Here is a 14,083-nt window from a genome sequence, read left to right as displayed (position 1 = left end):
CTATAACGGATTTATCTTTACCGGCTTCCATCAGCCCAACCGCAATTAATACTCCGGCACAAGCGCTGGCGATATATTCAGCCGCACCCACTGCGACCGGAGCTAATAAGGGTATTGGCATATTAACACCTCCTGTTTATCTCATTTTTTGCAATAATAGGAACACCATTATGAGTATATTCATCAATAGCGGTAATCACCTTACCGCCATGATCTGTCGTATCGCCCAGCAGAATAACCGCTTTTGACATTAAAGTTCTCCATCGTTTTCCGATTGGTAAATAACATCACCTTTCATTAAATTTCGGTAATTAACGGCAGTAATCCCAGATTCACCAACTGAATTTCAACATCATTGGATTTATCAATATCCTCCTGATTTCTTCCATCAAAAATCCCTTTCTTGGTGATAACCAGAGTGCCGATCTGTTCATTATTCTGATACACAGGAAGCACATCTTCCGCCATAGGCAGATAGAACTTATCAATAATACGGGGCTGGTAAAGCATCCAACCGACACTTAAGCGATCAGGGAAAACCTGCCTGCCTTTTAAGGTATAGCCGTTAGTTTCCACTTGAATATAAGGAAAATCACGACTGGTCGCTAAATATTTAACTAAATCAATTAATCGGGATGCATTCAGTTGGCTACTGTCAATTTTTAAATTGAGTTCTAACTTAACCCAGTTAGGATGCCCAGATTTTGATTTATCATAAATAATACCACAAGATAATTCATCTTTTTGTCCATCCCACATTCCATTGATAAGTGAAGGAAAATTTTTCCTATACTCTTTTTCAAAGTCCCTTATTGCAACGCTTGTAGGCCCTTTTTCATCAAATACAATGTGTTTCAAGGCATCTTTTCGGGAATAACCAGTCAAATACCACATCTTTTTTTGCCCAAAAAAGATATCGATTTGCCGTGTGACACGAAATAAATCCATTAATGCCGAATTTACAGTAATGACTTCCTGCTGTTCATAACGTACATTAATTTTTAAACGAATTATTGCCATTTAAACCTCTAATTAAGCTGTCGCTGCCAAATTGGTACAGGGTGTATAGTGAACACTGATATTTTCATATTCACTGAACAATATCTTAAAATAGCTAAAACTGACAGGTTGTAAAAAATGCCATTCCACATAAGGAGTTCCCTCCAGTACATCACAGACTACTTGATGTCTTTTTGCCTGATTTCGCGCAGAAACCTGACCTTTCCACCAACTTTTTGGTTCACCCTCAGTATCAAAAAACTGGTCATACCGCGCTTTGGCCTCCAGAAACAGGCAATACGCAGGTCTCCAGCCATCAAAGGTCACTTTCAGGCATTGAAATTCCTGGATCATTTGTGTGAGCGGGTTATATTGAGTTTTCGCAATAAATCGCTGATAGTTAATCGTGATAGCGCTCCAGCGACTCACCTTGCGATATTTTTCACTTGTCACCGGAATAGCAAGGCAAGCCTTGCATGCTTTTTTAGTTTCCGTTTTTTCACACTCTTCCGTCTCAGACTGGGCTTTAGTCTGAACCGCACTGGTATCAACAGATTCATCCCCTAAATCATCGTCCTCCCAAAAATCCGCATGGGCTTCGGCGCTCCAGACGATATTTCGATCTTCATCTGTGATTTCAGGGCTTATCACAAAATCCGTTTTCTTATGGTGAATGTCGTCATCCTCTATAACGGATTTATCTTTACCGGCTTCCATCAGCCCAACCGCAATTAATACTCCGGCACAAGCGCTGGCGACATATTCAGCCGCACCCACTGCGACCGGAGCTAATAAGGGTATTGGCATATTAACGTCTCCTGTTTATCTTATTTTTTTGCAATAATAGGAACACCATTGTGAGTATATTGAGCAATAGCGGTAATCACCTTACCGCCATGATCTGTCGTATCGCCCAGCAGAATAACCGCCTTTGACATTAAAGTTCCCCATCGTTTTCCGATTGGTAAATAACATCACCTTTCATTAAATTTCTGTAATTAATGGCAGTAATCCCAGGTTCACCAACTGTATTTCAACATCATTGGATTTATCAATATCATCCTGATTTCTTCCATCAAAAATTCCTTTTTTGGTAATAATCAGAGTGCCTACCTGTTCATTATTTTGATACACAGGAAGCACATCTTCCGCCATAGGCAGATAGGATTTATCAATAATACGAGGCTGGTAAAGCATCCAGCCGACACTAAGGCGATCAGGAAAAACCTGCCTGCCTTTTAAGGTATAACCGTTAGTTTCCACCTGAATATAAGGAAAATCACGGCTGGTCGCTAAGTATTTAACTAAATCAATTAATCGGAATACATCCAATTGACTACGGTCAATTTTCAAATTGAATTCTAACCAAACCCAGTTGGGACCTCTTGTAGACAGTTTATTATAACTAATACTATTGGCTATATCATCTCGCTCACCATCCCACATATCTTCAATAAGTGATGGAAAATCTTTTTTATAAGATTTTTCAAAATAGCTCACTGTCTCTTCTGTTGGCCCTTGTTTATCAAACACAATGTGTTTTAGGGCCTCTGTTCGTGAATAACCAGTTAAATACCATGTCTTTTCCTGCCCGAAAAAGATATCGATTTGCCGTGTAATATGAAATAAATCCATTAACGCTGTATTTACAGTAATGGTTTCCTGTTGTTCATAATATACATTGGCTTTTATACGGATTATTGTCATTTAAACCTCGAATTAGATTCTAGCCATTAAATCGGCACAGGGCGTATAGTGGACACTGATATTTTTAAATTGACTAAATATTCCCTTAAAATAAGCATAACTGATTGGTTGTAAAAAATGCCATTCCACATGCGGAGTCCCCTCTAGTACATCACAAACAGTTTGATGCCTTTCCGCCTGTTTTTTACCTGATTTACTCCCTTTCCACCAAATTTTGGGTTCACCTTCAGTATCAAAAAACTGGTCATACCGCGCTTTAGCCTCCAGAAACAGGCAATACGCTGGTCGCCAGCCATCAAACGTCACTTTCAGGCATTGAAATTCCTGGATCATTTGTGTGAGCGGGTTATATTTAGTTTTAGCAATAAATCTCTGATAGTTAATCGTGATAGCGCTCCAGCGACTCACCTTGCGATATTTTTCACTTGTCACCGGAATAGCAAGGCAAGCCTTGCATGCTTTTTTAGTTTCCGTTTTTTCACACTCTTCCGTCTCAGGCTGGGCTTTAGTCTGAACCGCACTGGTATCAACAGATTCATCCCCTAAATCATCGTCCTCCCAAAAATCCGCATGGGCCTCGGCACTCCAGACGATATTTCGATCTTCATCTGTGATTTCAGGGCTTATCACAAAATCCGTTTTCTTATGGTGAATGTCGTCATCCTCTATAACGGATTTATCTTTACCGGCTTCCATCAGCCCAACCGCAATTAATACTCCGGCACAAGCGCTGGCGATATATTCAGCCGCACCCACTGCGACCGGAGCTAATAAGGGTATTGGCATATTAACGTCTCCTATTTATCTTATTTTTTGCAATAAAAAGAATATCTTTAAATTGCTGCTCGGGTTTTTGATCAAGGGATTCCAAGGCTGTCTTGATTGGCAAAGCGTGCTGAAAATCAGGATTAAACGCAACCAGAGATAAATAGGATTGAATCAAGTATTTATCCTGAAAGTTTAATGACAGCAAATAATCATAAGCAGCCATTAGCCGTTCGTTCAGCGAAGATGGGGAAGGAATTAAATCCGCATGTTTAGTGAGAAGTTCGGCCTGTATACGATCAATCACCGTCTGTTTTTCCAGTTTGGTGATAATATCAAATTGTTCCTGAGTCAATTCAATCATAATGGAGCTCCTGACACCGAATAATAAGTGGCATTGTATTGATAAACCCATTTATTAATATCATACGTGAATGCGGACAATTGCTCATGGCTAAAAATGTCACTGATGCGATGCAAAATACGAGGATCATAAAAACGTAGAAGCGCAATCTGTTTTGTCGGCAGTTGAATATTTAAATATGGTACAAGGTGGCGAGTCAGCTTATCTAATGACAGAGAGGTTAATAACCATGATACTGCCGGATACGTTTCTTCAAGTGTTGATAATTTTTCTTGCCATTGATGCGCATATTCCATATCAAATAGCCACGGGCCTGCAAACGCAAGTTTTGAATCTGGATAGTGCCGGAATAGTGGGTTGTTGACACCCTCGATATAATTAATCTCCTCACCAAAACAGCGTTTATACTGCAAGCCATTCACCAATGCGTAAAGCCGAATGCCGGGATGTTTTTTCTGGTAATTAACCAATTTTTCGCTTAATTCAAGTGTCATAATTATCCCCGAATAACGGTTATTGCTTCTTCAAGTTCAGCTTTCATCAAACAACTGAGACAAATTTCTTTAAGTAGTTCTTGAGCAACAGGAGTGGATATTTCAGCACTGACCTGTTTCAATTTATCCAGCATATCCGGCAGTTTTCCTCCCCAACCCGAACCTGTACCCGGGGTTCCACTGGCAAAATTGATCCCGGCGCTACTGCTGATACCACCGACGTCAATTTTAATAAAATGCCCCGCGGCCTGTAAGGTGAGCTCACTTCCAGCATCAATGACTATCTTCGCCCCAGAACTGAGATGAATTTCATTTCCACTTTGTACCAACAACGCATCGTCAGCTTTAATATGAAGTTTTTGTCCGGTTGAAACGGAAATATCATGCTGCGCCAGAACACGATATTCATTATCAACACGTAAATGGGCGTCATGTCTAATATGATGAGTCTGATTATGTGCAATATTGACCATTTCATCGTTTAAAATCTCCGTTTTCATGTTCTTCTGAGCATGAATATAAATTTCCTCACCGCCTTTATCATCATCAAAACGCAGTTCATTAAACCCTTCCCCTTTATGGGTTTTTGATCGGATTACCATCTGCGTTTTTGCCATCGGCAAACGGTTCGGTGGGAGATTAATGGCATTATAGGTACGACCAATAATAATCGGCTGGTCAGGATCACCATGCAGAAAATCAACCAGGACTTCCTGACCAACACGCGGGATGGTCATCATTCCCCAACAGTGTCCAGCCCAAGACTGGCTAACTCTTATCCAGCAAGAACTCTGATCATTAAGTTCGCCATACCGGTCCCAGTCAAATTGCACCCGTACTCGTCCATATTCATCACAAAATATTTCTTCTCCCTCCGGCCCCACCACTGTGGCAATTTGCAAGCCATCAATACGTGGCTTGGGATAAGGCGAAGGACGCCATACCCGGTTGGGGCTACCAAAGGTGAAATGGTTCGTCAAAGTCGTCCCTCTGCCGCCAAAACGAGATTCATCCGCTTGAGGCTGATGGCCTTGGTGAGTAATTTGGATTATTTGCCACGAAGTATTAAATTTTTCTTTCGGATGATCGGTAAGCTTAAACCACCTGCCCGGTAAGAGAGCAAAACTATCACTATGCCCATTACCGAGCAAAACATCATTACGCAACGCCTCCAGCCGGTACTGACTTATCCGCTGCCCATTCTTATCTTTATAACGTCCGGGAAAGTCATAGTAATAGTAACTAGGTAAATCCGAACGCTGATTGCCGATGTACCTGTAATTTTCGTGGAATTGAAAATCAGCAAACCACCGGGGATGTTTAAATGTGTAATCTCTCACCGAAACTTCAGCGATGCCCACTTTTTCTTCCCAACGAAACCGGCTAATGCAACACTGGCTGCCTGTGGCGTCAAGTTCTGGGTTGTAGGGCAGTGTAAGAGAGCCATTCTCAGCATAAGAGTCGACAAAAACCATTGTCGGCTCACCCTTATCCTGATTAAAGTAATAGTAATAAAAGATCCCTTCATCAGCTAACAGACGCTGTAAAAAAGCCAAATCACTCTCATCGTACTGAACACAGAACTCCCGTACGGGATGTTCATAACGCAAGCAACAAGAGAATTGACGAACGCCATTTTCTTTCAATAGCCTATCAATAATATCGGTGACGGATTGATGCTGAAAAATACGGGAGTTAACCCGCAATCCGGCACGCCACAAGGAAGGATGGAGAGTCAAGGAATAACCACTACGATAACGGTTCGCGGTTTCCTGCACAAAATGAGTCACAATCCCGGTGATATAACGCTCAGGTTGTCCGTCACGATAAACGGTCAATGTGGCGTATTTATCCAGAACTTCCGCAAAATCAATGTCCGGCTTGATACAAGTCAGTGTGACGTGCAAACTGAATAGCGTTGACAACGCTTCATCCAGCATAAAATCAACCACAGCAAAAGTTTTCACAGGAAGATTACCAACCGTAAGAGTAAAAACCAGCCCTGTTCGTTCTACATCAAAATTATTAACCATAACGATGATTACCTCTGTTGAATCGTCAGCTCACAATATATCCCTAAACGAAATGATCACAAAAGAAGCAATTATGATGTTTTTTAATCAATCATGCAATGAGTTCATAAGAAAATATGATGAAATAGCAGAAGGCAGAGGACAGAGGACAGAGGACAGAGGACAGAAGACAGAGGACAGAAGTAATGATAAACAATTTATTCACTATGAATGTTTGGCCCACATAAGGTGATTTAAATTTTCAACTTAATATTACGGTGATAATAACCAATAAAGTGAAGTGAATAGAAACAGTATTTAATTTATAGAAATGACATTTATGATGACCTGTCCAGAAAGCCAAGGCAAAAATGATCCAATATATTTTCAGCAAGCAAGAGATCTTCCCGCAATTCTTATTTACCACTATTTACGGTTTGAAAAGATTTAACTAGTTTCAAACCGTAATAAATTATCCGATAATTTAAATTAAAAACTGTTTTGATAATTTATTCCAAACATTAATTATAGTGATCAGTTATTTTATGAAATAAAAACAATAAAGAATATTAAATTAAATAGGAATTTCTCATCTATACTTAATGTTGTTAGTCCAAAACAACATCCTAAATAAGTCAAATCTTAATAAAATCGGATTGAAATAGTGAGGGGTTGTAATATGGGCATTATTCACGTTACCAACAATCTGAAAAATGATACGATTGAAGTTGCAATTAACTATTGGAGTACTGATTACGCACGATTCACAGTGTCCGACAATTATTTTAATATCAGTCCTGGATATTTTAGGGCTTCCTGGTTTGTTGACGATTGGCGCGGTTATATCATGTCAGTCAAAAGGCTAGGAATTACATCTTCATATTTCATTTTACCTGACACCAAAATTATTGTCGGAGAAAATCGAGTTACAGAAAATGAGTATGTGATAAAACCTTTATTTGTAAGCTAACTTATTTATATTTAATGTTGCTAGTCCGAAACGGCATCCTAATAAATTAAATCTTAATGCAATCAGATTGAAATAGTAAGGGAGTTGTAATATGGGCATGATTCACGTTACCAATAATACGAAATGTGACACAATTGAAGTTGCAATTAACTACTGGAGCACTGATCAAGCACAGTACCAAGTATCCGACGATTATTTTACTATAGTTTCTGGAGGTTCTAGAGATTCTTGGGTTGTCGACGATTGGCGTGGTTATATCATGTCAGTCAGAAGGCTCAAAATCATATATTCATATTTCATTTTACCTGACACTAGGATTATTGTTGGAGAAAATCGAGTTACAGAAAATGGGTATGTGATAAAACCTTTACTTGTAAGGTAGTTCATCGCCTTGATTGGATATATAAGATTATAAATGAATGTGTCTATTATCGGTGACCGTCTAAACGGTCATCGAAAAATTCCGACTACTTTTATTGAGAGTGGCGCCTTATATCTACCTGTCGCCACCCCCAAATTTAAATGAAGCTAAATCGCCTCTTCGTCCTGCTCACCAGTACGGATACGCACAACACGCGCCACGTCGAATACAAATATTTTACCATCACCGATTTTTCCGGTTTGTGCCGTCTGCATAATGGTTTCAACACAGGTATCGACAATATCATCTGGCACGACAATTTCTATTTTCACTTTTGGCAGAAAATCCACCATATATTCCGCACCGCGATATAGCTCAGTGTGTCCTTTCTGGCGGCCAAAACCTTTCACCTCGGTTACCGTCATTCCGGTGATACCCACTTCCGCCAGAGCTTCACGCACATCATCCAGTTTGAAAGGTTTGATAATCGCATCAATCTTTTTCATGAAGTTTTCCTGTTGTTACCAGTTTTTACGGCCGAAACCAGAGGTAATCGGGTAGCGTCTGTCTTTACCAAAATTGCGTGGCGTAATACGTGGCCCCACTGGCGCCTGACGACGTTTATATTCGTTGATATCAACCAAACGAACAACTTTACGCACAATCTGTTCATCAAATCCCGCAGCCACCAGCTCATCAACCGATTTATCCTGTTCCACATAACCTTCCAGAATATCATCCAGAATGTCATAGGGCGGTAAACTGTCCTGATCAAGCTGCCCTGGCGCCAATTCCGCCGATGGCGGACGATCAATCACTCTTTGAGGTATCGCCGGCGAAACGGTATTACGATATTTTGCTAATTCAAATACCAATGTTTTCGGTACATCTTTCAGCGCATTAAAACCACCCGCCATATCGCCATATAATGTGGAATATCCCACCGCTGATTCACTCTTATTGCTGGTCGTCAGCACGAGACGATGGCGTTTATTAGACATCGCCATCAGAATAACGGCACGGCAACGCGCCTGTAAATTCTCTTCGGTGGTATCTTTGGCCGTACCCGCAAACAGAGGTTCAAATTGTGCCATAAATGCATCAAACATCGGTTCGATCGACACCACATTAAACTCAACACCCAATATCTCAGCTTGTTCTTTAGCATCTTCTATACTCATTTCAGATGTATAGCGGAATGGCATCATAACAGCCTGAACATGATCTTTGCCCAATGCATCAACAGCGATTGCCAGCGTTAAACCAGAGTCAATTCCCCCAGATAAGCCTAATAACACGCCTTGAAAGCCATTTTTGCGAACGTAATCATGCACTGAAAGGACTAATGCCTGATATACCTGCTGCAATGGCGGTAATTCAGGCGCCGGATTAACCATAGGTTCAATCGTTAATTCATTAAAGCGGCATTGCTGGATCTGTTCATTAAATGCGGCTAACCGATGAGTCACTTCACCATTTGCATTAAAAACTTTAGAACAGCCATCGAAAATCAACTCATCCTGACCGCCAACTTGATTAAGATAAATCATGGGTAGATCTGTACGTTGGCAATGTTCTCTAATCAGTTCATAACGAATATAAGGTTTTTCACGATTATATGGAGAAGCGTTGATAGAAAGAATTAAGTCTGCGCCTGCCTGTTTCAAAGCATCAATCGGTTCATCAAACCATAAATCTTCACAAATCAATAAACCGAGATTGTAGCCCTTAAATGGCACAACACAGCTTTTATCGCCCGCTTTAAAATAGCGTTTTTCATCGAAAACACCATAATTTGGTAACCGTTGTTTGAAATAACGGGCCAAAATTTTCCCTTGCCAGAATAAGGAAAGTGCGTTGTAAATCTCTCCGTCCTGTTCCCAAGGATGACCAACTAAAATAGCAGTTTGGCAACTGGCAGCCTGTAAACGTGCTAATTGCTCACGGCAACGCTGATGAAAATCAGCCCGGAATAATAGATCTTCTGGAGAATAACCAGATATCGCCAGTTCAGAAAACATGACCAAATCAGCACCTTGTTGCTGTTGTTCCTGTACTGTCTGCAACATACGTTCACAGTTGCCTTCAATGTCGCCAATCATCCAATTAAGCTGTGCAAGGGCAATATTAAGAGTACGGCTCATATAATTTGGCTCTCCCAAGCCACCAATATTTATATCAGTGTAAAAACTTCCTGAGCAGTAGAAAAGTTATTCTTTAAAATCATTCGCATCCAATTCATGACGCGCCAGTAATTTGTAGAATTCAGTCCGGTTACGTCCCGCCATACGCGCCGCATGAGTCACATTCCCTTTGGTCATTTGCAGCAATTTACGCAGATAATTCAGTTCAAACTGATTTCTGGCTTCTACAAAAGTGGGCAACGCTGTATTTTCCCCTTCCAGCGCCTGCATAACTAAGGCTTCACTAATAACCGGCGCAGTAGTTAGCGCAACACACTGTTCGATCACATTAACAAGCTGACGCACATTGCCAGGCCAACTCGCCGCCATCAGGCATTTCATTGCATCAACGGAGAAACTACGGACAAAAGGTTTATGGCGTTTCGCTGATTCACGCAACAGATGATTCGCCAATAAAGGAATATCTTCAACCCGACCATTCAAAGCTGGAATTTTCAAGTTCACAACATTTAGACGGTAATAGAGATCTTCGCGAAATTCATTTTTTGCCATTGCCTTCGGTAAATCACGGTGCGTCGCGGAGATAATCCGTACATCAATATCCAGATCACGATTACTTCCGAGCGGGCGTATCTTACGTTCCTGCAATACCCGCAATAATTTAACCTGCAAAGCCAGCGGCATATCACCGATTTCATCAAGAAACAGCGTTCCTCCCTGCGCAGTAAGGAATAGCCCTTCACGGCTACTGACCGCACCGGTAAATGCGCCTTTAGCATGACCAAACAGTTCTGACTCAAGGAGTTGTTCTGGCAAAGCGCCACAATTAATCGCGATAAATGGTTTTTTCGCTCGCGGACTGGCGCGGTGAATTGCCAGGGCTAACACTTCCTTCCCGGTGCCACTCTGACCGTTTATCAGTACACTGACATCGGATTGAGCGACCATTCGCGCCTGCTCCAACAAGCGCAACATAACAGGACTGCGGGTAACTATCTGCTCCCGCCACTGCTCATCACTAGCGGGCGTGGACAACGCCAATGCGCCATCAATCGCTTTATAAAGCGCATCCCGATCAACCGGTTTAGTCAGAAAACTGAAGACCCCCTGTTGAGTGGCCGCCACTGCCTCTGGAATTGAGCCATGAGCTGTCAGAATAATCACCGGCATGCCCGGTTGTTGCTTCTGGATTTCAGCGAACAGCGCCATGCCATCCATTTCATCCATACGCAGGTCACTGATCACCAAATCAACTTTTTCTTTAGTTAACAGTCTCAACGCTTCACCGCCACTTTCTGCGGTTGTGACACGAAAGCCTTCACTGGTAAGACGCATTCCCAACAATTTCAACAAACCAGGATCGTCATCAACCAGAAGAAGATGGGCTGGCTTACGCGCTGTCATGGTGCGGCTCCTTTATCTGATTCAGAGGTATTGTTTGGCGTACTGTTTTTGCCAGGTAATGTCGTCGCTGGCGTTTCAGCATGTTTATCCGAATTACTTGATCCAGCACTCCCCTGATTTTGCTTACGGGAAGAGAGCTGACGCTCAATATCTGTCAGGTTTTCCAGTTTACGAGAAGTTTCTTGTAGCTCAAATTCCAACCGTGCGCGACTTTCTCGCAGACGATCAAGTTTATTATCCGTATCGGCCTGTAATTTTTGGAATCTTGCCCGCTCCTCAGCCACTGCAATTTGCTGAACCTGCTGTTCGCGCCATAACTGTAATAACGGTCGCAACGAGTCTGGGAATTTCAACCTGTATTTGTTGAAATTTTCAACCATTTTCCGACGTTCAGACAACGTAGGCCCGGCACTATTAAGTAAAATACTTTGTTTAAAAGCCATATCCCAAGTGACCGGAAGAGTGTATTTCGCCATATTACGCGCTTTAGCTGATGTCAGGCGATCTGAACAGCCCATCAATCGCAGCCAGTAAAGCGCATTCTCAATCGATGGCGGCGTCTCTAAATCCCACATTAACTCACATTCTGCAATACGGTAATCCGTTACCCGTTGCTCTGGTATTACCATTTGCGTCACTGCCGTTAAATTATTATTAACCGGATTTTTGACGCAACCCGCCAATAAAAAAACGATGAAGATCAACAGAATCATGCTAAAACCCCAAATTGAAACTCGTGGTAATAACAATCTGGCAACCAACATGTTTTTCCCAGGTTGTACTGCAATATTCTGCCGATCCGTCTTTTGTACAAAACGGTAAGTAGACCTGTTATGCATTATTTATTCATTCTCAGCAGTTAATGGCAATTTAATACGAAAACAGACGTCAGCAAATTCGCTCTGAATCAATATCAGTTCGCCCCCCATACGCTTAATACAATCCTGAGCAATACTTAACCCAAGACCGCTGCCTTTCACTGCACCTTTGCGCTGGAGCGTTCCCTGATAGAACGGTTCAAAAATCATACTACGCTCTGATTCAGGAATGGGCGTACCTGTATTAGCAACATTAATTTGAACATATTTACCAATCTGACGACTTGAAACCCAGATGTTACCGGATTCGGCGCCATAGTGCACCGCATTAGAGTAGAGATTATCAATAACCCGCATTAATAGCGTAGGCTCTGCCCATAAAATATCAGCATCAAGCTGAATTTCCGTCTGAATATTCTTCGATCTCGCGGGTAAACTGTGTGATAAAACTACTTCATTAACAATTTCCAGCAGAGAAACCTGCTGTTGCTCCGTCGGGCCATCTGCCAGCTTACGGTTATAATCCAGTAATTGCTCGATCAATTGTTGTAAATGTTTACTACTATTATCAAGAATAGCAACCACTTCTTGCTGATCAGCCGTTAATGGCCCTGCCACTTCATCAGCCAGTAATTCTGTCCCTTCCCGCATACTTGCCAGCGGTGTTTTCAGTTCATGAGAAATATGACGTAAAAACTCATGGCGTTGTGATTCTAACCAGGCCAAGCGTTCACTAAGCCAGATAATCCGCTGCGCCAAAGAGCGGAGTTCTCGCGGCCCCTGAAAAGAATCTATGCGAACGCCTAATGATTGCCCTTCTCCCAATCGGTTAATCATGCGTTCAATCCCTTTAACCGGCCCGATAATCATGCGAGTAAATAACGCGACCAGTAACGCACTCAGTAGAAATAAAATAAGACTCTGCCAGCCAAAAAATTGTCCTTTTTCAGCAATATCTCTCTGTAGCTGTTCTCCCCGGCTGAAAATAATATCCCTGGTAGCCTGTACCATTTGGCTATTAGCATTAGAGAATTGCTCAAGTAATTGAGCGGCAGGTTGGGTAGGTTCGCTATTAAAGCAACTGATTTTTGTCAATTGCGACAATAAACTGTTAAGCGTTTTAATATGCTGTTGGTCATCAAGTATAACCATCTGATCTTTCAGCATCTTAAGGTATTGCTGATATTGCTTTTGGTAAAGGTTTTCCAGCGTCTTATCCCCTAACACACAATATTGGCGATAACTGCGCTCCATCTCCAATGCAATACCTGTCATAGCCTCACTGCGGCGGGCATCCGCTAGCGTGGTACGATTTATATCAGCCGCTTGCTCACTGAGTTGATCAAGACTCTGGTAAGCCTGATAAGCCAGAACCAACAACGGCAATAACACCAGCCAGAAGGCCATGACAACTAATTGGCGCAATGAGCGCGGAAATAAACGCCATTTTTTCAAGGAAATCATCTCGTAACCTGTCAGTACACCAATGCTAACCGACAAAGGGCGGATAGAAAAACCCATCGGCTGATAAATTCTACTGTGACTGAAAATCAGTGTAAGACGCAAACAGTACAAAGGGGCAGGTAAACACCTGAGCGATGACGGCGGGATAATAGTTTTCGCTACTATCCCGCCAGTGAGGATAACGCATGCCCGCTGTTTATCTACAACAGTCAGACATAGGTTGGTGCCTCACTCCACGTGTCGCCCGATGTTTGATAAGGCCCGAAAGCGATATCACTGAGTTGGACGGTAGGCACCTTACTCTGGCATCATTCGATGGTTTATGTGGCATCTCTCCACCTAAATGTGGGCCGACATAAGAAGTTGAATGAGCAACTGTGCCAGCTTAATGCAGATCCCATGCCAACATTAAAAAAATAATCATAACCAACTGTTTTTACTTTAGAAAAAATTAAATGTTACGTTTCAGCAACTAAACAGCTTCTTTTCCGATATGAGCAAAATTTATTTTCTGTCGCCAATTAAAGACACTCAAAATCATGCAAATAAAAATAGATTAAAATCAAATAATTAGATGTCTC

General features: G+C 41.8%; 15 protein-coding genes. 1 reads left to right on the top strand and 14 read right to left on the bottom strand.

The genetic code is table 11. The features are described 5' to 3' along the window. Window positions 1–122: 122 nt before the first annotated feature. Genes EAE92_RS24985 through EAE92_RS08695 form a run of 9 tightly spaced genes read right to left on the bottom strand, consistent with a single transcriptional unit; the run spans window position 123 to window position 6,362 of the window. A complete protein-coding gene (locus tag EAE92_RS24985; RefSeq protein ID WP_281422763.1) occupies window positions 123–251 on the bottom strand; it encodes a PAAR domain-containing protein in 129 nt (42 codons plus the stop codon). A 46-nt stretch (window positions 252–297) separates the two neighbouring features. Next, the gene (locus tag EAE92_RS08725; RefSeq protein WP_065390260.1) at window positions 298–1,020 is read right to left on the bottom strand and encodes an Imm52 family immunity protein; all 723 of its coding nucleotides are present in this window, start codon (window positions 1,018–1,020) and stop codon (window positions 298–300) included. Between the two features lie 12 nt (window positions 1,021–1,032). Then, the gene (locus EAE92_RS08720) at window positions 1,033–1,806 is read right to left on the bottom strand and encodes a Tox-REase-5 domain-containing protein (protein WP_214067788.1); all 774 of its coding nucleotides are present in this window, start codon (window positions 1,804–1,806) and stop codon (window positions 1,033–1,035) included. A 20-nt stretch (window positions 1,807–1,826) separates the two neighbouring features. Then, the gene (locus tag EAE92_RS25585; protein ID WP_479687650.1) at window positions 1,827–1,937 is read right to left on the bottom strand and encodes a PAAR domain-containing protein; all 111 of its coding nucleotides are present in this window, start codon (window positions 1,935–1,937) and stop codon (window positions 1,827–1,829) included. A gap of 46 nt (window positions 1,938–1,983) precedes the next feature. Further along, entirely contained in the window at window positions 1,984–2,706 is a 723-nt protein-coding gene (locus tag EAE92_RS08715) for an Imm52 family immunity protein (protein WP_214067787.1), read from the bottom strand. A 12-nt stretch (window positions 2,707–2,718) separates the two neighbouring features. Then, complete coding sequence (locus tag EAE92_RS08710) at window positions 2,719–3,492, bottom strand: restriction endonuclease fold toxin 5 domain-containing protein (RefSeq protein WP_214067786.1); 774 nt, start codon at window positions 3,490–3,492, stop codon at window positions 2,719–2,721. Window position 3,493: 1 nt separating this feature from the next. Beyond that, window positions 3,494–3,835 carry a hypothetical protein gene (locus tag EAE92_RS08705; RefSeq protein ID WP_214067785.1) on the bottom strand — a complete coding sequence of 114 codons (342 nt, stop codon included), beginning with the start codon at window positions 3,833–3,835 and terminating at the stop codon, window positions 3,494–3,496. Then, window positions 3,832–4,329: a DUF4123 domain-containing protein gene (locus tag EAE92_RS08700; protein WP_214067784.1), complete on the bottom strand. Its 498-nt coding sequence runs from the start codon at window positions 4,327–4,329 to the stop codon at window positions 3,832–3,834. Before EAE92_RS08700 ends, EAE92_RS08705 begins: the two co-directional genes overlap by 4 nt. A gap of 2 nt (window positions 4,330–4,331) precedes the next feature. Continuing rightward, window positions 4,332–6,362 carry a type VI secretion system Vgr family protein gene (locus tag EAE92_RS08695; protein WP_214067783.1) on the bottom strand — a complete coding sequence of 677 codons (2,031 nt, stop codon included), beginning with the start codon at window positions 6,360–6,362 and terminating at the stop codon, window positions 4,332–4,334. A gap of 658 nt (window positions 6,363–7,020) precedes the next feature. Here EAE92_RS08695 and EAE92_RS08690 point away from each other — a divergent pair. Next, complete coding sequence (locus EAE92_RS08690) at window positions 7,021–7,311, top strand: hypothetical protein (RefSeq protein ID WP_214067782.1); 291 nt, start codon at window positions 7,021–7,023, stop codon at window positions 7,309–7,311. Between the two features lie 528 nt (window positions 7,312–7,839). Here EAE92_RS08690 and glnB read toward each other — a convergent pair. The 5 genes from glnB to EAE92_RS08665 all read right to left on the bottom strand — a co-directional run bounded on the left by glnB (window position 7,840) and on the right by EAE92_RS08665 (window position 13,502). After that, window positions 7,840–8,178: a nitrogen regulatory protein P-II gene (gene glnB / locus EAE92_RS08685; RefSeq protein ID WP_011147501.1), complete on the bottom strand. Its 339-nt coding sequence runs from the start codon at window positions 8,176–8,178 to the stop codon at window positions 7,840–7,842. A gap of 15 nt (window positions 8,179–8,193) precedes the next feature. Continuing rightward, window positions 8,194–9,816 (bottom strand): NAD+ synthase, encoded by a 1,623-nt coding sequence (locus tag EAE92_RS08680; protein ID WP_214067781.1) that lies wholly within the window; start codon window positions 9,814–9,816, stop codon window positions 8,194–8,196. 66 nt (window positions 9,817–9,882) lie between these two features. Continuing rightward, on the bottom strand, window positions 9,883–11,220 hold the full coding sequence (gene glrR / locus EAE92_RS08675; RefSeq protein WP_036810434.1) for a two-component system response regulator GlrR: 1,338 nt from the start codon (window positions 11,218–11,220) through the stop codon (window positions 9,883–9,885). Then, complete coding sequence (gene qseG, locus EAE92_RS08670; protein WP_246545094.1) at window positions 11,217–12,059, bottom strand: two-component system QseEF-associated lipoprotein QseG; 843 nt, start codon at window positions 12,057–12,059, stop codon at window positions 11,217–11,219. The genes glrR and qseG overlap by 4 nt, the downstream gene beginning before the upstream one ends. Before the next feature lie 3 nt (window positions 12,060–12,062). Continuing rightward, complete coding sequence (locus EAE92_RS08665) at window positions 12,063–13,502, bottom strand: sensor histidine kinase (protein WP_046394455.1); 1,440 nt, start codon at window positions 13,500–13,502, stop codon at window positions 12,063–12,065. Window positions 13,503–14,083 lie beyond the last annotated feature (581 nt).

This window comes from Photorhabdus hainanensis, assembly GCF_018448965.1.
GTDB classification, from domain to species: domain Bacteria; phylum Pseudomonadota; class Gammaproteobacteria; order Enterobacterales; family Enterobacteriaceae; genus Photorhabdus; species Photorhabdus akhurstii.
This window is presented reverse-complemented; position numbering and strand designations above follow the sequence as displayed.

What these genes read in the sequence shown, in the direction of transcription:
- glnB (WP_011147501.1), bottom strand. Translation starts at nt 8,178, where the DNA reads ATGAAAAAGATTGATGCGATTATCAAACCTTTCAAACTGGATGATGTG.
- EAE92_RS08720 (WP_214067788.1), bottom strand. Translation starts at nt 1,806, where the DNA reads ATGCCAATACCCTTATTAGCTCCGGTCGCAGTGGGTGCGGCTGAATAT.
- qseG (WP_246545094.1), bottom strand. Translation starts at nt 12,059, where the DNA reads ATGCATAACAGGTCTACTTACCGTTTTGTACAAAAGACGGATCGGCAG.
- EAE92_RS08690 (WP_214067782.1), top strand. Translation starts at nt 7,021, where the DNA reads ATGGGCATTATTCACGTTACCAACAATCTGAAAAATGATACGATTGAA.
- EAE92_RS08700 (WP_214067784.1), bottom strand. Translation starts at nt 4,329, where the DNA reads ATGACACTTGAATTAAGCGAAAAATTGGTTAATTACCAGAAAAAACAT.
- EAE92_RS08680 (WP_214067781.1), bottom strand. Translation starts at nt 9,816, where the DNA reads ATGAGCCGTACTCTTAATATTGCCCTTGCACAGCTTAATTGGATGATT.
- EAE92_RS24985 (WP_281422763.1), bottom strand. Translation starts at nt 251, where the DNA reads ATGTCAAAAGCGGTTATTCTGCTGGGCGATACGACAGATCATGGCGGT.
- EAE92_RS25585 (WP_479687650.1), bottom strand. Translation starts at nt 1,937, where the DNA reads ATGTCAAAGGCGGTTATTCTGCTGGGCGATACGACAGATCATGGCGGT.
- EAE92_RS08705 (WP_214067785.1), bottom strand. Translation starts at nt 3,835, where the DNA reads ATGATTGAATTGACTCAGGAACAATTTGATATTATCACCAAACTGGAA.
- EAE92_RS08665 (WP_046394455.1), bottom strand. Translation starts at nt 13,502, where the DNA reads ATGATTTCCTTGAAAAAATGGCGTTTATTTCCGCGCTCATTGCGCCAA.
- EAE92_RS08725 (WP_065390260.1), bottom strand. Translation starts at nt 1,020, where the DNA reads ATGGCAATAATTCGTTTAAAAATTAATGTACGTTATGAACAGCAGGAA.
- EAE92_RS08695 (WP_214067783.1), bottom strand. Translation starts at nt 6,362, where the DNA reads ATGGTTAATAATTTTGATGTAGAACGAACAGGGCTGGTTTTTACTCTT.
- glrR (WP_036810434.1), bottom strand. Translation starts at nt 11,220, where the DNA reads ATGACAGCGCGTAAGCCAGCCCATCTTCTTCTGGTTGATGACGATCCT.
- EAE92_RS08710 (WP_214067786.1), bottom strand. Translation starts at nt 3,492, where the DNA reads ATGCCAATACCCTTATTAGCTCCGGTCGCAGTGGGTGCGGCTGAATAT.
- EAE92_RS08715 (WP_214067787.1), bottom strand. Translation starts at nt 2,706, where the DNA reads ATGACAATAATCCGTATAAAAGCCAATGTATATTATGAACAACAGGAA.